Origin of the sequence: Microvirga arabica (genome assembly GCF_016811235.1) — a bacterium.
GTDB classification, from domain to species: Bacteria; Pseudomonadota; Alphaproteobacteria; order Rhizobiales; family Beijerinckiaceae; genus Microvirga; species Microvirga arabica.
The window spans coordinates 17,411-38,744 of the sequence record NZ_JAFBID010000025.1 but is presented as its reverse complement, the minus strand read 5'-3'; the positions used below and the strand labels follow the sequence as shown (position 1 = coordinate 38,744).

General features: G+C 62.5%; 20 protein-coding genes and 1 tRNA gene. 11 read left to right on the top strand and 10 right to left on the bottom strand.

Annotated features, from left to right (window positions below):
- Positions 1-25 precede the first annotated feature (25 nt).
- The gene (locus JQC81_RS14550; protein ID WP_203272520.1) at positions 26-1,417 is read left to right on the top strand and encodes an aldehyde dehydrogenase family protein; all 1,392 of its coding nucleotides are present in this window, start codon (positions 26-28) and stop codon (positions 1,415-1,417) included.
- A gap of 11 nt (positions 1,418-1,428) precedes the next feature.
- On the top strand, positions 1,429-2,592 hold the full coding sequence (locus JQC81_RS14545; RefSeq protein ID WP_203272519.1) for an iron-containing alcohol dehydrogenase: 1,164 nt from the start codon (positions 1,429-1,431) through the stop codon (positions 2,590-2,592).
- Positions 2,593-2,609: 17 nt separating this feature from the next.
- On the opposite strand, the gene JQC81_RS14540 is transcribed toward JQC81_RS14545, so the two are convergent.
- Positions 2,610-2,960: an MmcQ/YjbR family DNA-binding protein gene (locus JQC81_RS14540; RefSeq protein WP_203272518.1), complete on the bottom strand. Its 351-nt coding sequence runs from the start codon at positions 2,958-2,960 to the stop codon at positions 2,610-2,612.
- A 145-nt stretch (positions 2,961-3,105) separates the two neighbouring features.
- The gene (locus JQC81_RS14535) at positions 3,106-3,702 is read right to left on the bottom strand and encodes an NADPH-dependent FMN reductase (protein ID WP_203272517.1); all 597 of its coding nucleotides are present in this window, start codon (positions 3,700-3,702) and stop codon (positions 3,106-3,108) included.
- Between the two features lie 103 nt (positions 3,703-3,805).
- Between JQC81_RS14535 and JQC81_RS14530 the strand changes: the two genes are divergently transcribed.
- Entirely contained in the window at positions 3,806-4,201 is a 396-nt protein-coding gene (locus JQC81_RS14530; RefSeq protein WP_203272516.1) for a winged helix-turn-helix transcriptional regulator, read from the top strand.
- Positions 4,202-4,204: 3 nt separating this feature from the next.
- Here the strand turns inward: JQC81_RS14530 and JQC81_RS14525 are convergent, their stop codons facing one another.
- The 5 genes from JQC81_RS14525 to JQC81_RS14505 form a co-directional block, all read right to left on the bottom strand.
- Positions 4,205-4,864 carry an HAD family hydrolase gene (locus tag JQC81_RS14525; protein WP_203272515.1) on the bottom strand — a complete coding sequence of 220 codons (660 nt, stop codon included), beginning with the start codon at positions 4,862-4,864 and terminating at the stop codon, positions 4,205-4,207.
- A gap of 122 nt (positions 4,865-4,986) precedes the next feature.
- Positions 4,987-6,090 carry an ABC transporter ATP-binding protein gene (locus JQC81_RS14520; protein ID WP_203272546.1) on the bottom strand — a complete coding sequence of 368 codons (1,104 nt, stop codon included), beginning with the start codon at positions 6,088-6,090 and terminating at the stop codon, positions 4,987-4,989.
- A gap of 5 nt (positions 6,091-6,095) precedes the next feature.
- Positions 6,096-8,285, bottom strand: a complete 2,190-nt coding sequence (locus tag JQC81_RS14515; protein WP_203272514.1) for an ABC transporter permease — start codon at positions 8,283-8,285, stop codon at positions 6,096-6,098.
- 110 nt (positions 8,286-8,395) lie between these two features.
- Positions 8,396-9,442, bottom strand: coding sequence for an ABC transporter substrate-binding protein (locus tag JQC81_RS14510; RefSeq protein WP_246520421.1), 1,047 nt, complete (start codon positions 9,440-9,442; stop codon positions 8,396-8,398).
- A 124-nt stretch (positions 9,443-9,566) separates the two neighbouring features.
- On the bottom strand, positions 9,567-10,361 hold the full coding sequence (locus tag JQC81_RS14505) for an inositol monophosphatase family protein (protein WP_203272513.1): 795 nt from the start codon (positions 10,359-10,361) through the stop codon (positions 9,567-9,569).
- Positions 10,362-10,555: 194 nt separating this feature from the next.
- Here JQC81_RS14505 and JQC81_RS14500 point away from each other — a divergent pair, with 194 nt between their 5' ends.
- The 8 genes from JQC81_RS14500 (at position 10,556) to JQC81_RS14465 (ending at position 17,879) form a co-directional block, all read left to right on the top strand.
- The gene (locus JQC81_RS14500) at positions 10,556-11,002 is read left to right on the top strand and encodes an NUDIX hydrolase (protein ID WP_203272512.1); all 447 of its coding nucleotides are present in this window, start codon (positions 10,556-10,558) and stop codon (positions 11,000-11,002) included.
- 116 nt (positions 11,003-11,118) lie between these two features.
- Positions 11,119-12,291 (top strand): zinc-dependent alcohol dehydrogenase, encoded by a 1,173-nt coding sequence (locus JQC81_RS14495; RefSeq protein WP_036357256.1) that lies wholly within the window; start codon positions 11,119-11,121, stop codon positions 12,289-12,291.
- Between the two features lie 11 nt (positions 12,292-12,302).
- On the top strand, positions 12,303-12,878 hold the full coding sequence (locus JQC81_RS14490) for a cyclase dehydrase (protein WP_203272511.1): 576 nt from the start codon (positions 12,303-12,305) through the stop codon (positions 12,876-12,878).
- Between the two features lie 9 nt (positions 12,879-12,887).
- Complete coding sequence (locus JQC81_RS14485; RefSeq protein WP_203272510.1) at positions 12,888-13,337, top strand: DUF488 domain-containing protein; 450 nt, start codon at positions 12,888-12,890, stop codon at positions 13,335-13,337.
- Positions 13,338-13,374: 37 nt separating this feature from the next.
- Positions 13,375-13,917, top strand: a complete 543-nt coding sequence (locus tag JQC81_RS14480) for an MOSC domain-containing protein (protein WP_203272509.1) — start codon at positions 13,375-13,377, stop codon at positions 13,915-13,917.
- A 309-nt stretch (positions 13,918-14,226) separates the two neighbouring features.
- Positions 14,227-16,038, top strand: a complete 1,812-nt coding sequence (locus JQC81_RS14475; protein ID WP_203272544.1) for an ABC transporter ATP-binding protein — start codon at positions 14,227-14,229, stop codon at positions 16,036-16,038.
- A 43-nt stretch (positions 16,039-16,081) separates the two neighbouring features.
- Positions 16,082-16,579, top strand: a complete 498-nt coding sequence (gene msrC / locus JQC81_RS14470) for a free L-methionine (R)-S-oxide reductase MsrC (protein ID WP_203272508.1) — start codon at positions 16,082-16,084, stop codon at positions 16,577-16,579.
- A 10-nt stretch (positions 16,580-16,589) separates the two neighbouring features.
- Complete coding sequence (locus tag JQC81_RS14465) at positions 16,590-17,879, top strand: NAD(P)/FAD-dependent oxidoreductase (protein WP_203272507.1); 1,290 nt, start codon at positions 16,590-16,592, stop codon at positions 17,877-17,879.
- 282 nt (positions 17,880-18,161) lie between these two features.
- On the opposite strand, the gene JQC81_RS14460 is transcribed toward JQC81_RS14465, so the two are convergent.
- From JQC81_RS14460 to JQC81_RS14450, 3 genes are all read right to left on the bottom strand, one after another.
- A complete protein-coding gene (locus tag JQC81_RS14460; RefSeq protein ID WP_203272506.1) occupies positions 18,162-19,841 on the bottom strand; it encodes a M10 family metallopeptidase C-terminal domain-containing protein in 1,680 nt (559 codons plus the stop codon).
- 444 nt (positions 19,842-20,285) lie between these two features.
- A complete protein-coding gene (locus JQC81_RS14455) occupies positions 20,286-20,546 on the bottom strand; it encodes a hypothetical protein (protein ID WP_203272505.1) in 261 nt (86 codons plus the stop codon).
- Between the two features lie 239 nt (positions 20,547-20,785).
- Positions 20,786-20,860 (bottom strand) — tRNA-Thr (locus tag JQC81_RS14450).
- Positions 20,861-21,334 lie beyond the last annotated feature (474 nt).

Below are 21,334 nucleotides of genomic sequence, written 5' to 3'. Positions count from 1 at the left end.
TTCATGGTCTTTCAGGCATCACACCATGGCCGATACCGATATCGTCTGCATTTCCCCTATCGACGGACGCGAGCTCGTCCGCCGCCCCATCATGTCCGAGGCTGCCATCGACGCGGCGATCACCTCCGCACGAGAGGCACAAAAAGCGTGGCGCAACACCAGCATCGCGGAGCGCGCGAGCAGGGTTTCCGCCTTCCTCGATGCCCTGCTCGCCATGAATCAGGAGGTGGTGCCCGAGATTGCCCAGCAGATGGGTCGGCCTGTGCGCTATGGCGGCGAGTTCCGCGGCGTCGAGGAGCGGGCGCGCTACATGATCTCGATTGCCGAGAAGAGCCTGCAGCCGATGCCGGCCGATGACGAGAAGGCGGGCTTCCGCCGCATGATCAAGCGCGAGCCCGTGGGCCTCGTGCTCGTGATCGCACCGTGGAACTATCCCTATCTCACAGCCATCAACACCATCGTGCCGGCGCTCATGGCCGGCAACGCGGTGCTGTTGAAGCACGCTTCGCAGACCGTGCTGGCAGGCGAGCGCTTCCAGATAGCGATGGACCGCGCCGGCATGCCGAAAGGCCTGTTCCAGAACCTTCATCTCAGCCACGACCAGACGAGCCGCATCCTGAGCGGCGGCCTGGTTGATCACTGCAACTTCACCGGCTCCGTCTCCGGCGGCCGCTCCATCGAACGCGCAGCCGCGGGCTCCTTCACCTCGCTCGGCCTCGAGCTCGGCGGCAAGGACCCGGCCTATGTGCGCGAGGATGCTAATCTCGATCATGCCATCGAGAACCTCGTGGACGGCGCGTTCTTCAACTCAGGGCAATGCTGCTGCGGCATCGAGCGCATCTATGTGCACGAGAAGCACTACGACCGCTTCGTCGAGGGTGCGGTCGATCTCGTGAACAAGTACGTGCTCGGCAACCCGCTCGACGAGGCGACGACGCTTGGGCCCATGGCGCACCGGCGCTTTGCCGATCTCGTGCGCGGGCAGAATGCGGAAGCCGTGGCGAAGGGCGCGAAGGCGCATATCGACACGAAGCACTTTGCCGCTGATACTGGCGACACCGCCTATCTCGCACCGCAGGTGCTCACGAATGTCGACCACTCCATGAGCGTCATGCGCGAGGAGAGCTTCGGCCCTACAGTGGGCATCATGAAGGTGACGGGCGACGAGGAGGCGATCCGCCTCATGAACGACTCGCCCTACGGTCTCTCGGCCGCGATCTGGACCTCGGACGTCGATGCGGCGGAAGCCATCGGCGAGAAGCTCGAGACCGGCACCGTGTTCATGAACCGCTGCGACTATCTCGATCCCGCGCTCGCCTGGACGGGAGTGAAGGACACCGGCCGCGGCGCGAGCCTGTCGCGTCTCGCCTACGAGTCGCTCACCCGTCCCAAATCCTACCACCTCCGCCAGATCTGATTGAAAGCATCATGACCATGTCTCCCCGTTCCAACTGGAGCTATCCCACTGCGATCCGCTTCGGCGCAGGCCGCATCTCGGAACTGGCGGAAGCCTGCAAGTCCGTCGGCATGCACGCTCCGCTCATCGTGACGGACCCGTTCCTCGCTACGCAACCGATGACGAAGGCGGCGCTCGATCAACTGATGAGCGCAGGCCTGAAAGCCGCGATCTTCTCGGACATCAAGCCGAACCCGGTCGAGACTAACGTGTACAAGGGCCTGGAAGCCCTGAAAGCCGGAAAGCACGACGGCGTTGTGGCCTTCGGCGGCGGCTCGGCGCTCGATGCCGGCAAGGTCATCGCCTTCATGGCGGGCCAGACGCGCCCCATGTGGGATTTCGAGGATATCGGCGATTGGTGGACCCGGGCGGACCCGAACGGCATTCAGCCGATCATCGCCGTGCCGACGACCGCCGGCACGGGTTCGGAAGTGGGTCGCGCCGGCGTGATTACCCAGGAGGCCACCCACACCAAGAAAGTGATCTTCCATCCGCTGATGATGCCGAAGATCGTGATCTGCGATCCGGAACTGACGGTGGGCATGCCGCCCCACATCACGGCCGGCACGGGTCTCGACGCGCTGGCGCATTGCATCGAGGCCTATTGCGCACCGGGCTACCATCCGCTGGCCGACGGCATCGCGGTGGAGGGCATCCGCCTCGTGAAGGAATATCTGCCCCGCGCCTACAAGGACGGCAAGGACATCGAAGCCCGCGCACAGCTGATGTCGGCGGCCGCCATGGGTGCCACGGCGTTCCAGAAGGGGCTCGGCGCCATCCATGCGCTCTCGCACCCGACCGGCGCGCTCTACGACACCCATCACGGCCTGACCAACGCGGTCTTCATGCCCTACGTGCTGGTCTATAACCGCAATGCCATCGAGGAGCGCATCGAGCGGCTCGCCGCCTATATCGGCCTCGAGCCTTCGTTCCAGGCCTTCCTCGACTGGGTGCTGCAACTGCGCAAGGATCTCGGCGTGCCGCACACGCTGGAGGGGCTGAAAGTGGACAGCGCCCGCTTCGACGAGATGTCCGAGATGGCGCCGAACGATCCCACCGCCGGCGGCAATCCGGTCCCGATCACGAAGGAGAGCGCCCGCAAGCTCTTCGAGGATGCGCTGGCCGGACGGGTCTAAGCCCGATCCCGATTGGTCTAGGCGGCTGGCGCATTGCCGGCCGCCCTCGCAGCAAGGCTCTTCGGCGCCACAACACGCCAGGCGGCGAGCAGGACGCTCTGCAGCGTCGCCTCGTCGGTGAGCGCCAAGTTGACACTCGTCCAGCCCTGAAGGCCCCATTTGCCCTGTATGGCAGCGAAGACGAGCGGCTCCGCCTCGACCCGCACCTGCTGATCCTCAGTGGTGAGCTTCACGACGGCGCGCTGCTCGTCCGGATGGAGCGTCGCAAAGATCTTGCTCCGCACTCGAAAATCCGGACGTTTCATGTGGGAGCTCTCGCTGGCTTCCGGCAGAGCAAGAGCAAGGCGGCGAACGTCGTCTGGTGTCATGTCGCGCTCCGGGAGACTGCCTGCATCCTGAGCCTTGATGTTCTTGGTTTCAAGGATCGCAGATTTGGTCTCTCCAACACCTCTAAACGAAGGGCACCGCTGGAATGCTCCAGCGGTGCCCTTTCGTCATCATGCTTTCAGTCGTTCAGGCTGCAGCCTTCAAAGGAGTCTTGCGATCAGCCCGCAGTGACTTGAGGGATTCCGTCCAGCGGAAGAGTTCGTCCAGCATCGTCGCGGCGGACGTCCTGTAGATGTCTTGCGGCTTGAGCCTGCCGTTCTCGTCCAGGTTCTGGAACACCATCGGCATCGGCACGCCTTCCGGGATCGGCATCATCTTCAGGGTCGTGACGATCTGCTTGGCCACCTGGACCGAACGCAGGCCGCCGGAGATGCCGCCATAGCTCACGAAGCCGGCGGGAGCGTAGTTCCACTCGCGCGACAGGTAGTTCAGCGCGTTCACCAGGGCCGGCGGCGGGGCGTAGTTGTACTCGGGCGTGACGAACACGAAGGCGTCGGCGGCCGACACGCTCGCGGCCCATGCCTTGGTATGGGCATGGTGGTAGTTCTGCTTCATCGGGTGCTCGGGCTCGTCGAAGAGCGGCAGGTTGAACTCCGCGAGATCGACCAGGACCGGCTCGAACTTGCCATGCTCGGCGGTGTATTCGCTGAACCATTGGGCGATGCTCGGGCCGACGCGACCGGGGCGGGTGCTGGCGATGATGATGTGAAGCTTGGGCTTCATAGGACGTCCTTCATTTGCATTCGGAGGCAGGAACACTTAAGTTCCCTTTTGTTACCGAGGCTCATTAAGTAACTTCCGCAGCCTTTCGCAAGGAGGCACTTTCATGTCACCCAGTCACATCCATGTGCCCACCGATTGCCGCACCGTGACGGAGATCCTGTCACGGGTCGGCGACAAGTGGAGCGTCCAAGTGGTGGTCCAGATGGGCGAAGGGCCTAAGAGATTCAACGAGTTACGCCGAGCCGTGACCGGGATCTCCCAGCGGATGCTGACCCTGACCCTGCGCGGATTGGAGCGCGACGGGCTCGTCACGCGCACAGTCTATCCGACCATTCCGCCCCGGGTGGATTACCAGCTCACAGGGCTGGGTTGCTCCCTGCTCAAGACTGTGCGGGCTTTAGGCGATTGGGCGATCCAGAACCGGGATGAGATTCTCACTGCCCGGCGACGCTTCGATGCGGCAGGTGATGGAATGGACGAGCAATCCGATGCAGCTTGAGGGTTAAGCTGCGATCCTGCGCTCCAGAACCTCCCAGAGCGCGCTGTCGAGGAAGGTCTCGATGGTCCTGTCGGCACCGACCTTGGTGAGCTCCGTGGCGCTGAGGCCGGTGAGGACGCCGAAGGAGAACAGCCCGGCTCCCTTGGCCGCCCTCATTCCCGAGGGCGAGTCCTCGAAGGCGATGGCCTCTTCCGCACGGATGCCGAGCCGCTCAATGGCTGTGACGTAGGGCAGAGGATCGGGCTTGCCGCGCTCGACCTGATCGATGGTGATCTTCACCTCGAACCGGTTGGTAATGCCTAGAATGTCGAGGATATGGGTCGCGTTCAGCAGGGGGGCATTGGTGACCAGGGCAAGCCTGATGCCGCGGGCCTCGGCCCAATCGAACAGTTCGAGCAGGCCCTCCAACGGCTTGAGCTCGAGCGCGAGACGCCGGAAGGCGGCTTCCTTACGGTCCGCATAGACCTCATGCTCCTCGACCGGCAGATGGGGCAGGAGTGCGGCAAAGATCGACTCGTTCGTGTGGCCGATGATCGAGGTGCGATACAGGTCCTCGCTGATCACGACGCCTTGAGGTCCCAGGGTCTGGGCAAAGGCCTCCAGGTGGGCCGGGTCGCTATGCACCAGGGTGCCGTCCATGTCGAAGATCAAGGCTTTGAGCATCACGTCGTCTCTAGAATGTCTTGGCTAACGACGAAGGAGATAAACCCTCGCGTCTTAGAATGCACCCCGCTGGAGTTGCAACCCTACTCTCATATTTCCGATGAAGGTGCGTTTCGGCGTCTTCAGGCATCCGGAATGATGGCGACGCCTCGCTGGGTTGCGAAGGAGATCGACACCGGAGTGCCGGGCGCGATTGCGTCTTTCCGTCCGTATTGAACTACGAACAGGTTTCCGATCGGGCTCTCCACGTCGTATTCCACCTGCGTGCCGAGGTAGGACGTCTTGCGCACCGTGCCAACCAAGCCACCGGCCTGCACCGCCTCATCGAGAAAAATGGCATCGGGCCGGGCGGCCAGCTTGACAGGGCCCTGACTGGCGCCGCGATGAGGGAGCTGAAGATTGAGGCCGCCGATCTTCACCTGCGCCGTCGGGCCGGCGATGCTTGCAACATCTCCGGTGATGATGTTGGCGTCACCAATGAAGTCGGCGACGAACAGGTTTGCCGGCTCCTCGTAGAGCTCGTGCGGCGTGCCGGTCTGGGCGATACGGGCATTCGACATGACGATGATATGGTCGGAGACCGCAAGCGCCTCCTCCTGGTCGTGCGTCACGTAGGCCACGGTGAGATTGAGGTTCTGCTGCAACTCGCGGATGTCCTCACGCACGCGTCGTCGCAGCTTGGCATCGAGGTTAGAGAGAGGTTCGTCGAAGAGCAGGACCTGCGGCTCCAGCACGAGGGCGCGGGCGACCGCCACGCGCTGCTGCTGCCCTCCGGAAAGCTCAGAGGGGGCGCGCTTCTCGAGACCTTTCAAGCCGATGATATCGAGCTTCTCCATGGCCATCGCATAGGCGTCCTTCTTCGGGACGCCCTGCACGGTTGGGCCATACGCCACGTTCTCCAGCACCGACATGTGGGGAAAGAGCGCGTAGGACTGGAACACCATGCTCACGTCCCTGTCGGCAGCGGACAGGTTCGTCACGTCGCGGTCGCCGATCAGGATCTGGCCCTCGCTCGCCATCTCGAGCCCGGCAATCATGCGCAGGGTCGTGGTCTTGCCGCAGCCGGAGGGGCCGAGCAGGGTGACAAGCTGGCCTGGTGCGATGGTGAAGGAGACGTTGTCCACGGCCGTGACGTTGCCATAGCGCTTCGTCACGTTGCGGAATTCCACGGACGCCGCCTGCTTCTTGGATGCACCGGGGCGGGAGAGGGAATGGACGGAGGACATCTTGTTCATGGAACCGCCTGCACGGCAACGGGGGAGGGGGCGGCGCTCGCGCTGCGGCGCCCGAGGCGCCGCTCGCCGACCATGAGCTGGATCGCCACGATGGCGAGCAGCATGACGAGGATGAGCGCGGTGGAATAGGCAATCGCAAGACCGAACTCGCCCGCCTCGACGCGGCCGACGATATAGGTCGTGGCCATGTTGTACTCGGCGGTGACGAGGAAGATCACGGCGCTGACCGCCGTCATGGCGCGCACGAAAGAATAGACCAGCGAGGCGACGATGGCCGGCCGCAGCAGCGGCAGCACCACGCGGCGCATGGTGGTCGACGAGCGGGCGCCCAGGGTGAGGGAGGCCTCGTCGAGGCTCTTGTCGATCTGGCTTAAGGTGGCGATGCCGGAGCGCACGCCCACGGGCATGTTGCGGAACACGAAGCACATCACGAGGATAAAGCCCGTTCCGGTGATCTCGATGGGCGGCACGTTGAACGCGAGGATGTAGGACACGCCCACCACGGTGCCGGGAATGGCGAAGCTCAACAGCGTGCCGAACTCGAAGGAGCGCTGGCCGGCGAAGCGCTGGCGCGTGAGGAGATAGGCCGTGAGCAGGCCGATGGCGGCGGTGAGCGGTGCCGAGAGAGCCGCCACCTTCACGGTGGCAAAGAACGAGTCCCAGGCCGAGCCCGAGAAGTGAAGGCCCCATTCCGTGCGCTCGACGCGGAAGGCGGTGAGGAAATGCTCGAAGGTCGGCGTGTAGTCGCGGCCCATGGATCGTACGAAGGCGCCGACGACGATGATCGCATAAACGGCAAGCGTGAAGACCGCCCACGGGATCGCTGTGAAATAGGAGGCGAGCGCCACCCGCTGCGGCAGCGGCAGCGGAATGCCTGCATCGCCCTTGCCGGTCACTGTGGTGTAGACCTTCTTGCCGAGCCATGTATGCTGCATCCAGAAGGCGCCGAGCGTGAAGGCGAGTAGGATGATGGAGAGCACCGCCGCCCGGCCCTGATCCTGCTGCGCACCCACGACCGCGAAGAAGATCTTGGTGGAGAGGACCTCGTAATTGCCGGCGAGCACCAGGGGATTGCCGAAATCCGCGAGGCTTTCCACGAAGCCGAGCAGGAATGCATTGGCAAGGCCCGGGCGCATGAGCGGCAGCGTCACGGTCCAGAAGGTCGTCCAGCTTTTGGCGCGCAGGGTCTGGGAGGCTTCCTCCAGCGTCGGGCTGATGCCCTGCACCACGCCGATGAACACGAGGAAGGCGATCGGCGTGAAGGCCAGGAGCTGCGCGATGAACACGCCGGGAAGGCCATAGATCCAGCGCGACCGCGGCACGCCGAACCATTCCCAGAGAAGGTTCGACAGGGCACCCGAGCGGCCGAAGAGCAGGATCAACGCGAGACCGATCACGAAGGGCGGCGTGATGATGGGCAGCACGCTCATGACGCGCAGCAGCTTCTTGTAGCGGAACTCGGTGCGCGTCGCGATGAGCGCGAAGGCAAGGCCGAGGGCCGTGGTGCCGAAGGCGACGAGCAGTCCGAGAAACAGGGTGTTCCAGGCCACACCGCAGCGCAAGTTGCTCGTCAGGCAGTCGAGGCCCCAGATCGACCTGTCCATGAATTTGGCGATGAACTCGGACGGCGCGAAGTTACCGCTGTTGTCAGCGAATGCGCTCGCCAGGATCGTCGAGACCGGGAAGAAGACGAAGACGATAATGAGCGCGACGACGGCGCCGATGGACGAGGTGATGAAGGCATCGCCGCGGCACCAGCCACGCGCGGCTAAGCCGTGGCAGAGGACGATCAGAAGGGCCGCCGAAGTGAGGGCTGCGCCATAGCCCATGCCGGCCTGGCTCGGGCCAGGCTCGCCGAACAGGCCTCTCAGGATGTCGAGCGTCCAGCCGTTGAGGCCGATGGCAAAGCCCTGAAGGACGATGAGGGCGAGACCGAGAAGTCCCGATGCGACGAGCCAGTTGCCCTTCTGTCCGTGCGATGGCCGGAGGACAGGAACCAGCGCCATGCCGAGCGGCACGAGGATCGGCAGGAGCCACCAGGCGCCCCGCATGCCGTGGACCAAAGCCGATCCGCTGACGAAATAATCGGCGATAGTGGGGGAGGCGGAGCGCTCGAAACCATACCAGGGCAGGAGGGCAAATCCGACCCAGCTCAGAACGATCCAGCCAAGGGTTGCCCGTGACATCTTCGTATTCCTGCCTCACGGCCGGTCTGAGGACCAACCTTCCAATCGATCGCGCTAAAATTGCCTTCGGCGAGGCGTGAGCCGTCTCGCCGAAGGCATTGCAGGCCGGACTATTTCGGCAGGTTCTTCACCTCGTTGTCCCACTTGGACAGGAGGCGTCTGCGCTCTTCGGACGATCCATACTTCGCGAAGTCGAAGTTGATCAGCTTGATGTCGGTGAGCTTCGGAGCCTGCGGGGGGATCGGCGTGTTCTTGTTCGACGGCACCTGATAAGACTTGGCGTCGGCGCCGAGCTTCTGCGCGTCGGCGGTCAGCGCCCAGTCGTAGAACTTCTTGGCACTGTCCATGTTCTTGGCACCCTTGATGAGCGACATGGAGCCGATCTCATAGCCCGTGCCCTCGCAGGGGGCCACGACCTTCACCGGCGCCTTGTCGACGACCATCGTCACCATGTCGTGCAGGAACGTGATGCCAACGGTGGTCTCACCCAGGGCTGTCGCCTTGGCCGGGGCTGCGCCCGACTTGGTATACTGATTGACGTTCTTGTGCAGGGCTTTGAGGTACTCGAAGCCTTTGTCCTCACCCATGATCTGGATGATGGTGGCGAGAAGCGTATAGGCCGTGCCGGAGGAATTCGGATCGGCGACCTGCACCTCGTCCTTCAGCTCAGCCTTGAGCAGGTCGGCCCAGCATTTCGGCTCGCCGATATTGTTCGCCTTGGCCTGATCGGTGTTGTAGCCGAAGCCGAGCGCGCCCGAATAGATGCCGACCGTGCGCTGCTTGGACTGTTCCCACTGGCGCACGGCCCAATCCTGCAACTCGCTCATCTTCGGCGATTTGTATTCTTCCGTCAGGCCTTCCTCGGCGGCCTGCATATGAGGGTCGCCGGTGCCGCCCCACCAGATGTCGGCGCGGGGATTCTGGGACTCGGCCTTGAGCTGCGCATAGATCTCGCCGGAGCTCTTGCGGGTCATGGAGACCTTGATGCCCGTCTCGCGCTCGAACGCAGTGGTCATGGCGCGGCACCACTCTTCCTGCACGGCGCAGTACATGACCAGCGCTCCTTGTGCCTGGGCTGCTCCGGCGGACATGAAGGACAGGGCCGTCATGGTGCCTGCCAGCATGGTTGCCGCCGCGAAAGTCTTCTTCGGTTCCATATTCATCCTCCCGTGCTGATGTTCTTATCGTTTTGTTTGGCCGGCTAAGCTCCCTCCATTGCGACGGCGGGTCAAGAGCCTTGCCGGCCGTTCAATCGTGAATCTTTAGAATAACATGCCTGGATCAAGGCTCTTTGGAGATCCCCGTAGCGGCCATCAGAGCAGTCGCCAGTTCCGGCGTGCAGGCAAGGACAGGATTGCCTTTGCGCAGGCCGTCCTTGGCCAGGAAATCGTTGGTCCAGCCGCCGGCTTCCTCGATGATCAGCAGGCCGGCCAGGGCATCCCAGGAATTGATGTGGAGTTCGCAATAGGCATCGATGCGCCCGTCAGCCACGTAGGCCAGGCCGAGGGTTCCCGAACCGGCGCGGCGCACGTTGGCGCCTGACGTCTTGAGCTTGTCGACGGCAGCGATGTAGGGCTCGGGCGGCAGGCGCGGCGACCAGCCGGCCTCTACCGTTGCCTGGTTCATGTCGGCCAGGCCGCTCACCCGGATCGGCTCGCCGTTAAGGATGGCGCCGCGCCCGCGCTGGGCGGTGTAGAGTTCAGCATGCATCACGTCATAGATCACGCCGATCTCGACGCGGTTGTCGCGCACGAACGCAATGGAGATGGCGAAATGCGGGATGCCGCGGGCGAAATTCGCCGTGCCGTCGATGGGGTCCACCACCCACACGTCGCGCTCGAACGAGCCGCCGCCTTCCTCGCCGAAGAAGGAATCCGCGGGGAACAGGGTGCTCAGGCGTGTGCGGATCAGTTCCTCCACCTCGGCATCCGTAGCGGTGAGAAAGTCCTGAGGCCCCTTGAAGTCGGGCCGCTGCGAGCGCGGACGCTCCAGAAAGCGCTTGCGCGCCAGCACGCCCGCCTCCCTGGCAATGGCGCAGGCGGCGGCAAATCTCATGTCCAGACCGTTGGTCGTCATCGGGGCAGCGTGTCCTTCTGGATCAAAAGCGGGGCCATTGTTGTTATGAACCCGTCATCAAGCTTCGAGAGGATGGAGAATCGTATGAGGCCAAAGGCAACAATGTCCTCATATTGTTTCGCCTAAGTCCTTTCTTAGCCGGCTCAAATCATCTACGTTACAATTTTACCCGATAGGAACCCTACTCTCGTCGAATGCCACAAACCTCCAAAGACAAACTCAGCCAGGTTGCTGCACTGCCCTTTCGGATCCGAGACGGAAGGATCGAGGTGCTTCTCGTTACGTCACGCGAGACCAAGCGCTGGCTGATCCCCAAGGGCTGGCCCATGAAGGGCAAGAAGCCTCACAAGGCGGCGGCCCAGGAGGCGGAGGAAGAGGCAGGCGTCAAGGGCGAGATCAAGAACAAGCCTCTCGGCTCCTATGATTACTGGAAGCGCCGGGCCGCGCATTTCGACCTATGCCAGGTGAATGTCTATCCGCTCGAGGTGTCCAAGCAGCTCAAGTCCTGGCGCGAGAAGGGCCAGCGTCAGGCGCAGTGGTTCGCCGTGGAGGATGCTGCCCATCAGGTGCTGGAGCCTGCGCTCGCCGACCTGATCCGCAGCCTGCCCGAGCATGTCAATCCCGTCGCCCGGACGGGGTAGGCAGCAGTTTTTACGGCGCGAGAGGGAACGTAAAGCCCCATCAAGAAGTCTTTCCTGTGACGAAGGCGGTCGGGCGGTGAAGCTTGGCCATTTTCCAGACAGTGAGGGAGACGTCGATGAAGGCGCTTGTTTGGCATGGCACCACCGATATCCGCTGCGATTCGGTTCCCGATCCTCAGATCGAGCATCCGCGCGACGCGATCATCAAGGTGACGAGCTGCGCCATCTGCGGCTCGGATCTCCATCTCTACGATCATTTCATGCCTGGTATGAAGTCCGGCGACATCATGGGCCACGAGTCCATGGGCGAGGTGGTCGAGGTCGGCCCGGAGGCCAAGGGCAAGCTGAAGGTCGGCGACCGCGTGGTGATCCCGTTCACCATCATCTGCGGGGAGTGCGACCAGTGCAAACGCGGCAACTTCTCGGTCTGTGAGCGGACGAACCGCAACGGCCACATCGCCGCCAAGGCCTTCGGACACACCACCGCGGGTCTCTTCGGCTACACGCATCTCACCGGCGGCTATCCGGGCGGGCAGGCGGAATACCTGCGCGTTCCCTTCGCCGATGCCACACACATCAAGGTCCCCAGCACGCTGTCCGACGAGCAACTGCTCTTCCTCAGCGACATCTTCCCCACCGGCTGGCAGGCTGCTGTCCAGTGCGACATCGAGCCGACCGATACGGTGGCGATCTGGGGTGCAGGCCCTGTCGGTCAGATGGCGATCCGAAGTGCCATCCTGCTCGGCGCGAAGCAGGTCATCGCTATCGACCGGGTTCCCGAGCGCCTCGACATGGCAAGGGCAGGCGGCGCCATCACGATCAACTTCGACGAAGAGAGCGTGATCGAGCGTCTCAACGAACTCACCAACGGCAAGGGGCCTGAGAAGTGCATCGACTCCGTCGGCATGGAGGCGCATGCGGCGGGCACAGTCGATGCCATGTACGATCGCGTGAAGCAGGCGACCATGATGGAGACGGATCGTCCGCACGTTTTGCGTGAGATGGCCTATGTCTGCCGCCCCGCAGGCACGCTCTCGGTGCCTGGTGTCTATGGCGGCCTTCTCGACAAGATTCCGTTCGGCGCGATCATGAACAAGGGCCTTACCATCCGCACCGGTCAGACGCATGTGAACCGCTGGACCGACGATCTCCTGCGCCGCATCGAGGAAGGGCAGATCGATCCGTCCTTCGTCATCACCCACACGGTGGGGCTCGATGAGGGCCCCGACATGTACAAGATCTTCCGCGACAAGCAGGACGGCTGCATCAAGGTCGTTCTCAAACCCTGATAGGTGAGATCATGCGCTACGAAACCGAAAGAACACGCCGTCGTGGCCATGCCGATACGGCCACCGACACCCTGGCGCGCGGCCTCGGGATCTTCTCCATTGCTCTCGGCATCGCCGAAGTCGTGGCACCGCGCGCCCTGGCACGGGCGCTCGGCATGAAGGGGCAGGAGGGCCTGATCGCCGGCTATGGCGTGCGCGAGATCGCAACCGGCATCGGCATCCTGGCCTCTAAGGATCCGACGCCGTGGATCTGGGGCCGTGTAGCAGGCGACGGGCTCGATCTGGCGACGCTCGCAACGGCGCTCGAAGGTCGGAACCCGAAGAAGGGCAATGTCGGCATTGCCATGGCGGCGGTAGCCGGCGTGACGGCTCTCGACGTCTACTGCGCCCAGACGCTCAGCCGCGAGAGCCCGCATCCGCTGCCGCCCATGCAGGATTACTCGGACCGCACCGGCTATCCCCGCGGGATCGAGCAGAGCCACGGCGCAGCGAAGGATTTTGAGGTGCCGCGGGACTTCCGCACGCCTGAAGCCATGCGGCCTTATACCCAGCCGCAGGCGCCGCAGCGGCCGACACCGTCCATGTAACTGCGCGGCATGGCAAGGCCGCAGGTTTTCACGATTGGATACGAGGGAGCGGACGTGGACCGCTTCCTCACCACCTTGAAGGATGCCGGCGTCGCGACCCTTGCCGACGTGCGCGCCGTCGCGCTCTCCCGCAAGCGCGGGTTCTCGAAATCCGCCCTGCGCGATGCCTTAGCCGACCAGGGCATCGGCTATGAACACTTCATCAAGCTCGGCACGCCGAAGGAGGGCCGCCAAGCGGCGCGCGCCGGCGATGGCGACCTGATGCGGCGGATCTACTGCGATGAGGTTCTCGCGACCGAGTCGGCGCAAGAGGCTTTCCGTGAGCTGGAGGCGCTGGCCGACGCTCAACCGATCTGTCTCCTGTGCTTCGAGCGCGATCCTGCCAACTGTCATCGTACTGTTCTGGCGCAGCGCCTCGCCGAGCGCGGCTTCGAGACGGTGGATCTCACGGTTCTCTGACGCTACAAGGCAGAGAAGCGCAGGGGAGTGGGCATTCATGAACGCAATCGTCACCGCCGTGAGCGGCAGCTCCCGTCACAGCTTCAGCAAGCCCAATCAGAATTCCATCCACCTGCTGGCCGGCCTTGGCATCGAGGGAGACGCCCATCTGGGCACCACGGTCAAGCACCGCTCGCGCGTGGCCAAGGATCCCACTCAGCCGAACCTGCGCCAAGTCCACCTCATCCACGCGGAGCTTTTCGACGAACTCGCGAGCAAAGGCTTTGCCGTTGAGGCGGGGGAGATGGGCGAGAACGTCACCACGCGCGGGATAGATCTCTTGAGCCTGCCGGCCGGTGCGCGCCTGATGCTTGGCGAGAGTGCCGTCATCGAAGTCACGGGCCTGCGCAATCCTTGCGTCCAGATCGACCGGTTTCAGAAGGGACTCATGAAGGCGGTGCTGGGCAAGGACGAGCAGGGCAATGTCGTCCGCAAGTCCGGGATCATGGCGATTGTGCTTGAGGGTGGCGAGGTCCGGCCCGGAGATGCCATCCGGGTCGAACTGCCGGATGGGTCTCATCAACCGCTCGAAGTCGTGTAAATCGATCGGACAACGATGAAACAAAACTGCGGTTGCCAAGTTGAACGAACTGCACTACTTTGCACCCAGGTTTTAATTCCAGAGAGGGAGGACTGCATGGCTTTTGTGTGCTTGCTGAACGTTCTTCCCGCGTCCCGCCCAACATCCTAGGCGGCACCAGGCGGGGCTCCAAGGCCCGGCAAACCTTACCAAGATTTCCCTACCCATGATGATCGAGCGACATCGAACGCGGTAAGCTGGCGTTCCTGTTGTCATTCCTTAAAAAATTCCGGGAGAGGTGTGCGCCCCGAGCGTCACCTGTTCGTTGCTATGAACCAGCAGAAGAAGGGCGGGGATGCGACCCGCGACGTCTTACGATTCACGTTCCGGCACTGGCGCCATGAGCCGCGCTACGTGGCGCTGATCGTCGTCACTATGATGGTCTCCACGCTTGCCGACGTGTTCATGCCGGTCTTTGCCGGCAGGCTCGTCGATGCCATCGCGGCAGGCGGTGACAACCGCGAGGCTGCCTTGCATGCAGCCCTCATGGCGTTCGCGTTCATGACGGGGCTCGGCCTGATCATGATCGTCATGCGCCATCTCGCGTTCTACGGCATCGTGGAACTCACGCTGCGCGTCATGGGCCGGGTGGCGCAGGATGCCTTTGCGCGCGTGCAGCGCTTCTCGACCGACTGGCACGCCAATTCCTTCGCCGGCTCCACTGTACGCAAGATCACGCGCGGCATGTGGGCGCTGGACCTGATGCACGATACGCTTCTGCTGGCGCTCCTGCCGTCGCTCACGGTGCTGGCGGGATCGATGATCGTGCTCGGCTTGCGTTGGCCCGTGATGGGGCTCGTCATCGGCGTGAGCGCGGTGGGCTACATTGTCATGACGGCTCTGCTATCGACCCACTATGTCGCGCCGGCGGCACGGCTGGCGAATGCCTGGGACACGCGTGTCGGCGGCACGCTGGCTGATGCCCTGAGCTGCAATCCGGTGGTCAAGGCCTTCGGCGCGGAGACGCGCGAGGATGCGCGCCTCACCTGGGTGCTGAACAAGTGGCAGAAGCGCACAAGCCGCCTCTGGCAGCGCGGCACCAACAGCGGCACGGTGCAGTTCATTGCACTGCTCGGTATCCGTGCGGCGATCATCGGCACGGCGATCTGGCTGTGGTGGGATAACCGCGCCACGCCGGGCGATCTCGCCTACGTGCTCACCACCTATTTCGTGATCCACGGCTACCTGCGCGATGTGGGCATGCACATCAACAACCTGCGCCGCTCCGTGAACGACATGGAGGAGCTGATCGACATTCACCGGGAGCGCGTCGGCGTGCCGGATCGTGACGGTGCGAGGCCGATCCGGATCGGGCGCGGTGAGGTCACGTTCGACCACGTTACATTCCATTATGCGGGACATGACACACCGCTCTATCGCGATCTGTCGTTGACAATGCATGCAGGCGAGCGTGTAGGCCTTGTGGGTCCCTCAGGCTCGGGCAAGACGACCCTCGTCAAGCTGATCCAGCGCCTCTACGACGTGACGGGCGGCGAGATTCGCATCGACGGGCAGAACATCGCCGAGGCTCAGCAGGCGTCGCTGCGTTCACAGATCGCCATTGTGCAGCAGGAGCCGATCCTGTTCCATCGCACGCTGGCCGAAAACATCGCCTATGGGCGGCCTGGAGCCCGCATGGCGGAGATCGAGCGTGCGGCGCGGCTCGCCAACGCGCACGACTTCATCATGAGCCTGCCGAAGGGCTATTCCACGCTGGTGGGCGAGCGCGGGGTGAAGCTCTCGGGCGGCGAGCGCCAGCGGGTGGCGATTGCCCGCGCGTTTCTCGCCGATGCGCCGATCCTGATCCTGGACGAGGCCACCTCCGCCCTCGACTCGGAGTCGGAGGTGCTGATCCAGCAGGCCATGGAGCGGCTCATGGTGGGGCGCACCTCCATCGTGATCGCCCATCGCCTCTCGACGGTGCGTGCGCTTGACCGCATCCTCGTGTTCGACAAGGGGCGGATCGTGGAGGAGGGGGATCACCACAGCCTCTACCGCAAGGGCGGCCTCTACCGCCGCCTCTGCGACTATCAGGGGCTGGATTTCGCCAAGGTGCACCGGCCCGACATGGCGGCCGAATAGGCACGTCTGGACAAGCCTTTCTCAGGCTTCTAAGGAAAACCGCATGTTCGAAGTCAAAGATATTCCCATCTCCGACAACAAGCGGGACTTCTATGCCTCGCTTGCCCAGCAGCTCACTGGCCTCCTGGAAGGCGAACGGGACATGATCGCCAACGCGGCCAACATGTCGGCGCTGATCTATCAGTTCCTGCCGGATCTCAACTGGGCCGGGTTCTACTTCATGCGTGGAGGCGAGCTCGTGCTCGGCCCCTTCCAGGGCAAGACGGCCTGCGTGCGCATCGCGGTTGGGCGCGGGGTCTGCGGCACGGCGGTGGAACGCCGGGAATCCATCCTGGTGCCGGATGTTCACGCCTTTCCCGGGCACATCGCCTGCGACAGCGCGTCCCGGTCGGAACTGGTCGTGCCGCTGATCGAAGATGGTCGGGTGCTGGGCGTGCTCGATCTCGACAGCCCCAACCCCAACCGCTTCGACGACGAGGACCGCGAGGGCTGCGAGACGCTCGTGCGGATCTTCATCGCAGCCACCGACATGACGCTCTAGTCCTTCCCGCATGTCGTCCGCCTACATCGACACCTATTACAGCCGGACCGTCTCCACGTCTGAAGCCTATCCGGCTGCGACCGGTCGGATCGAAGCGGATGTCTGCATCGTGGGCGGCGGGCTTGCCGGACTGACTGCGGCGCTGAAGCTCGCCCGCGGCGGGCGCAAGGTGGTGCTGCTCGAAGAGCAGCGCGTGGCATGGGGCGCCTCAGGGCGCAACGGCGGTTTCGTCTCGGCGGGCTATGCCACGGGGCTGTCATCGATCGAGCGGCGGGTCGGCAAGGATCAGGCGAGAGAGCTCTTTCACCTGTCGATGGAAGGCGTCGAGATCGTTCGCCGCACCATCGACGAGCTCGGCATCGCGGATGCCAAGCTTGTTCCCGGCATCGCAAAGGCGCTGCGCTACAACTCGCGCGGCGCCCTGCAGGCCGCCTGCGAGAGCCAGCAGCGCGCGTTCGGATTGAACCTGCGCTACTTGGGACGGGACGAGGTGAGAAGCCTCTTCGTCTCCCCGAAATACCATGAGGCGATCCTGGATAAGGGCGCATTCCATTTTCATCCGCTGAACTACGGCCGCGCGCTCGCCCGCGAGGCAGTGCGCCTGAGGGCTGCGGTCCACGAGAACTCCGCAGCCACCACCGTCACTCTGGATGGTGCCCGAAAGATCGTTCGAACAAAGGACGCTGAGATTTCAGCGCAGCATGTGGTGTTCACCACAGGGGGCTATACGGGCACCATCTCGCCGGCCCTGAGGCGCGCCTTCCTGCCGATTGCCACTTATGTCATGCTCACGGAGAATGCCCCTGAGCTGGTGCAAAGCGCGATCCGCACGCGCGCCGCGATCCTCGACGACCGTCGGGCCGGAGATTACTACCGCCTCGTCGATGACGGCAACCGCATTCTCTGGGGCGGGCGGATCACCACACGCACGGCGGATCCACGGGACATCGCGGCCCTGCTGCGGCGTGAGATGGTGACAACCTACCCGCAGCTCGCCAGCTTGAAGACGGAGATCGCCTGGTCGGGACTCATGTCTTATGCCCGGCATCTGATGCCGCAGATCGGACAGCTCAAGCCCGGTGTGTGGTACTGCACGGCCTTCGGCGGTCATGGCATGAACACCACGGCCATCGGCGGTACGGTGATTGCGGAAGGGATAACGGGCGAGAGCGACCGCTATCGCCTCTTCTCGCCTTTCGGTCTTGCCTGGAATGGCGGCATCGTCGGGCGTGCCGCAGCTCAGATCACGTATTGGGGCTATCAGGCTGCTGACGCGGCTAGGGAATTCCGATCCCGCTGAAACAGCGGAAGCAGGGCTGTCTTACATCTTGGCCGCTGAGGCGACGATCCAAAGACAGCTGATGCTGAAGGCGAGGCCGATCAGGTTCATCAGATGGGCCAACGCGTCATTGGCAGGGTGGCGTCTTCCCGGACGATCCATCGTGCTTCCCCAAGGACCGAAACTTGTTTCAGTGGGAATAATGCCTAAGCTTGGGGCTTGTCCAGATGGTTAATAAAGAGTTTTTGTGCATGTGGGCTCAGCCAATAGGCTGAGCCCCGCAATTGATTTTGATACTTTGCATCAAAGATAGAGGTCGCCCTTGGACAGCGCCGAAAGACCGGTGACCTTGATGCCGAAGTCAGCAATCTTGTCTCCGTTCACATCACCGGCTACCACACCATCGGCAAAACGCAGTTCCCCGGCTTTTCCGTGAAAAGCGTTCTTCCCGATAAAGGTGAATGCCTGATTGCCTGCAACCTTCGTGTTGGCATCGATGCCGCGCAGATCGATGTGGTCGGAGCCGCGCCGGAAATCCGTGATGGTGTCCGCAGACGACATTCGCGAGTGGGACGAAGAGGAGAATACGAAAGTATCCGCTCCGCTTCCGCCGGTCAGCAGATCCTTCCCGCTCTCCCCATAGAGCTTGTCGTTGCCCGCGCCGCCGATCAGCACGTCGTTTCCGCCTCGTCCGTAGAGCATATCGCTGCCGGAGCCGCCATTGATCCTGTTGGCCGAGCCATTGCCGCGCAGGGTATCGCTGTAGGGGCTGCCTGTAAGCCACTCGATGCTGGAATATGAGTCACCGGCAGCATCGCCGCGATTGTTGGCCTTCGTCACGAGGTCAGCCACCACGCTGGCTTTCGCGGTGCTGTAGCTGGCCGTGTCCGTTCCAGTTCCGCCGCTCAGCATGTCCTTTCCGCTGCCGCCGATCAGCACGTCGTTGCCGCTCAAGCCGTAAAGCTTGTCGTCGCCGGCGTTGCCGCGCAGGGTATTTCCGCCAACATTGCCCTTGATGATGTCATTCGCGGAACCGCCATAAGCGTTCTCGATCAGGGCGCGCGTGTCGCCCTGATGCAGGAGCGCATTGGCGATGTTGCCGGCGGCGAGCTTGGATCCGACCCAGTGGGGCTTGGCTCGTTGTTCCTGTGCGGTGATGGTCCACGCACCGGGCTGAAGATCGATTGTCAGGGGTGTCGTATAGTTGGTGAAGCTGTACGTGTCCGTGCCGCCACCATCCCAAACCGTGAGGAAGATCTGGTTGCCGCCGGGCGCGCCCTGGCCCACGCCGTTGACGAACATCTCGCCCGTGGTCGGGCTCCATGAATATGTCGTGCTGCCGCCGTTCGTCTGGTAGTTCGCGCCGTAGATATGCTGGAGAGCGGCGATGTCGTACATCATCAGCGACTGCGCATAGCCCCAGGTCTCGTTCATGTAACCCGTGCTGGTCGAGGCCCCGGAATATGAGCGATAGCTCATGACCGTGTATTCCATGCTGTCGCGATCCCATGGCATATTGCCCTCGTGGGAATGCTCAAGCCCAAGGGCATGACCGATCTCATGCACGATGGTGAGATAGGCGTAGTTGCCCTTGGCAGGGCTTGCGTAGTTCCGGCTGGAATTGTTGACCCAGACATCGCCGCCTGTCGCATCCGTCGTTGGGAAATAGGCCCATGCGGTTCCCGGCACGTCCGACTGCGCAAAGCGCAGGTCGGCCGACGATGCGCTCGCTCCAGCAACTTCCTGGAACGTCAGGGTGCTGACGGATGAGAACAGCTTCAAGGCCGACCGCGTGATCGCCTGCTGCGTGTCGTTGAAGGAGCCGAAGCCCTTAGCTGTCTCGCCGTCTCCATAGAACGCGCCATATGCACCAGGAGCAGCGGGAAAGCTGTATGTCAGGTCGCTCGGCACCCACTCGGTATTGCCGAGGAGAGCGTCAATGTAAGAATTCCCAGTGGAACTGTAGGTCTCGACGGCAGGCATTTTCAACAGGCTCTAAGAATAGATTGTGAGATGCGATGTCTCGCGCGTGAACTGGCGCAGGATGCAAGCCGAGTTGCTCTGGGAAGCATCTTTTAAGCTTCGCAAAGAGCATGCGATTGCTGCGCCACGATGTGCAATGCGAAGCGCTACAGTAAATTCACGTGTGCCATTGAAATCTGCCCCATGGCGAGACTGTTATGTTTGTTTGTCTCGCCTAAATAGATAACGTTGGGTAAGTTATTAAAAGATTAGCGCCAGGACTAAAAGCAGATTGGTTCCGGTTTTGCCCTTTTTAGACAATGTGCCGCACGGCTGACCTTTGCAGCCTGAAAGGCGCTGCAACAAAGCCACTCTACAGCACAGCTTCAGATGAATGGAGCAGGCTCATGAGGTGACGCTTCGGATAGGGCATCTCTCGTCATTCGGCTTGACCCATCCGTCTGCTCAGGTCGGAAGGCCCTCGCCGCGCTTTGAGGAAAACGGCGCTTCCGGGCTCATCTTCATGCGAAGCCGAGATTGAATGATCGCCTTGGCGCGCTCTGTATCGTCCAGGCTGCCCTTATTCAGGAGCGCCTCCTGGGCCAGGATGCGAATGTCCTCAAGCCGCCATTCTTCGCTCAACCACGACCTGCCGATGACTTTGAGGATTTTCTCGAGAGTCGCATATGGATCCGCAACCTCGGGCGCGATGGCCGGGTCCTTCATGTTTCTTGCCCCTTGTCAAAGCCGGAGGTTCTCCTCCGGTCATCTTTCAGGAGGGCTTCGTCTCAATGGCGAAAGCCTCTCCCGATGTAGGATTATTGCAAGGCTTTGCGGAGAAAGACGACTGCACCTTTGGTCAGGACGCGCAGGCGCATCGTCAAGCAGGAAAGGCGTTCATCTGTGGGGGAAAAGGAAGAATCCCAAGGTCGCAGTTTCGAACTCTTGAGCCACGTGGCGGTGGCTGGTGCTGCCAGAGAGGATCGAACTCTCGACCTCTCCCTTACCAAGGGAGTGCTCTACCACTGAGCTACGGCAGCGTCTTCCAAGCGGAGCCGGGTTCTGCCCCGTAGCAATGGGACCAGAAAGCCTTCTAAACCAAGCTGTTATGGGATGTGTATATAGCTGATGGTCTGGCCTGAGCAACCCCTTTGATGGCCTCGCGTCAAAGCTAGGATTAGCCTCCCGCTTGCTTTCAGTGTGACCGATTGTACAAACCGAACCCTACCCCCACTGGGGGGGAACAGCCCTGAACAAAGGTCTCACGATAGGCTCAGAGATTTTTGCAGCAAAATTGCAAAGACCCATGTCTTGCCGTACGTAGACGAGCGTTCCTTTCACGATCGGTAAGGATACGTGAATTGACCGATGTGAGTTGAAGGCTGACACTGATCCCGACTGATCGCATCGGTCACTCCCTTTAGTAAACTGAGGTCCCACTTTTCGGGGCCTCTTTTGTTTAGCCAAGGTTGTGCCGCTTTAAGGTCAAGGTTCTCGGTACGCTGCACATATCG

Excerpts from the sequence above, each read along its gene's own strand:
- JQC81_RS14550 (WP_203272520.1), top strand. The coding sequence starts at position 26 with ATGGCCGATACCGATATCGTCTGCATTTCCCCTATCGACGGACGCGAG.
- JQC81_RS14545 (WP_203272519.1), top strand. The coding sequence starts at position 1,429 with ATGACCATGTCTCCCCGTTCCAACTGGAGCTATCCCACTGCGATCCGC.
- JQC81_RS14540 (WP_203272518.1), bottom strand. The coding sequence starts at position 2,960 with ATGACACCAGACGACGTTCGCCGCCTTGCTCTTGCTCTGCCGGAAGCC.
- JQC81_RS14535 (WP_203272517.1), bottom strand. The coding sequence starts at position 3,702 with ATGAAGCCCAAGCTTCACATCATCATCGCCAGCACCCGCCCCGGTCGC.
- JQC81_RS14530 (WP_203272516.1), top strand. The coding sequence starts at position 3,806 with ATGTCACCCAGTCACATCCATGTGCCCACCGATTGCCGCACCGTGACG.
- JQC81_RS14525 (WP_203272515.1), bottom strand. The coding sequence starts at position 4,864 with ATGCTCAAAGCCTTGATCTTCGACATGGACGGCACCCTGGTGCATAGC.
- JQC81_RS14520 (WP_203272546.1), bottom strand. The coding sequence starts at position 6,090 with ATGTCCTCCGTCCATTCCCTCTCCCGCCCCGGTGCATCCAAGAAGCAG.
- JQC81_RS14515 (WP_203272514.1), bottom strand. The coding sequence starts at position 8,285 with ATGTCACGGGCAACCCTTGGCTGGATCGTTCTGAGCTGGGTCGGATTT.
- JQC81_RS14510 (WP_246520421.1), bottom strand. The coding sequence starts at position 9,442 with ATGGAACCGAAGAAGACTTTCGCGGCGGCAACCATGCTGGCAGGCACC.
- JQC81_RS14505 (WP_203272513.1), bottom strand. The coding sequence starts at position 10,361 with ATGACGACCAACGGTCTGGACATGAGATTTGCCGCCGCCTGCGCCATT.
- JQC81_RS14500 (WP_203272512.1), top strand. The coding sequence starts at position 10,556 with ATGCCACAAACCTCCAAAGACAAACTCAGCCAGGTTGCTGCACTGCCC.
- JQC81_RS14495 (WP_036357256.1), top strand. The coding sequence starts at position 11,119 with ATGAAGGCGCTTGTTTGGCATGGCACCACCGATATCCGCTGCGATTCG.
- JQC81_RS14490 (WP_203272511.1), top strand. The coding sequence starts at position 12,303 with ATGCGCTACGAAACCGAAAGAACACGCCGTCGTGGCCATGCCGATACG.
- JQC81_RS14485 (WP_203272510.1), top strand. The coding sequence starts at position 12,888 with ATGGCAAGGCCGCAGGTTTTCACGATTGGATACGAGGGAGCGGACGTG.
- JQC81_RS14480 (WP_203272509.1), top strand. The coding sequence starts at position 13,375 with ATGAACGCAATCGTCACCGCCGTGAGCGGCAGCTCCCGTCACAGCTTC.
- JQC81_RS14475 (WP_203272544.1), top strand. The coding sequence starts at position 14,227 with ATGAACCAGCAGAAGAAGGGCGGGGATGCGACCCGCGACGTCTTACGA.
- msrC (WP_203272508.1), top strand. The coding sequence starts at position 16,082 with ATGTTCGAAGTCAAAGATATTCCCATCTCCGACAACAAGCGGGACTTC.
- JQC81_RS14465 (WP_203272507.1), top strand. The coding sequence starts at position 16,590 with ATGTCGTCCGCCTACATCGACACCTATTACAGCCGGACCGTCTCCACG.
- JQC81_RS14460 (WP_203272506.1), bottom strand. The coding sequence starts at position 19,841 with ATGCCTGCCGTCGAGACCTACAGTTCCACTGGGAATTCTTACATTGAC.
- JQC81_RS14455 (WP_203272505.1), bottom strand. The coding sequence starts at position 20,546 with ATGAAGGACCCGGCCATCGCGCCCGAGGTTGCGGATCCATATGCGACT.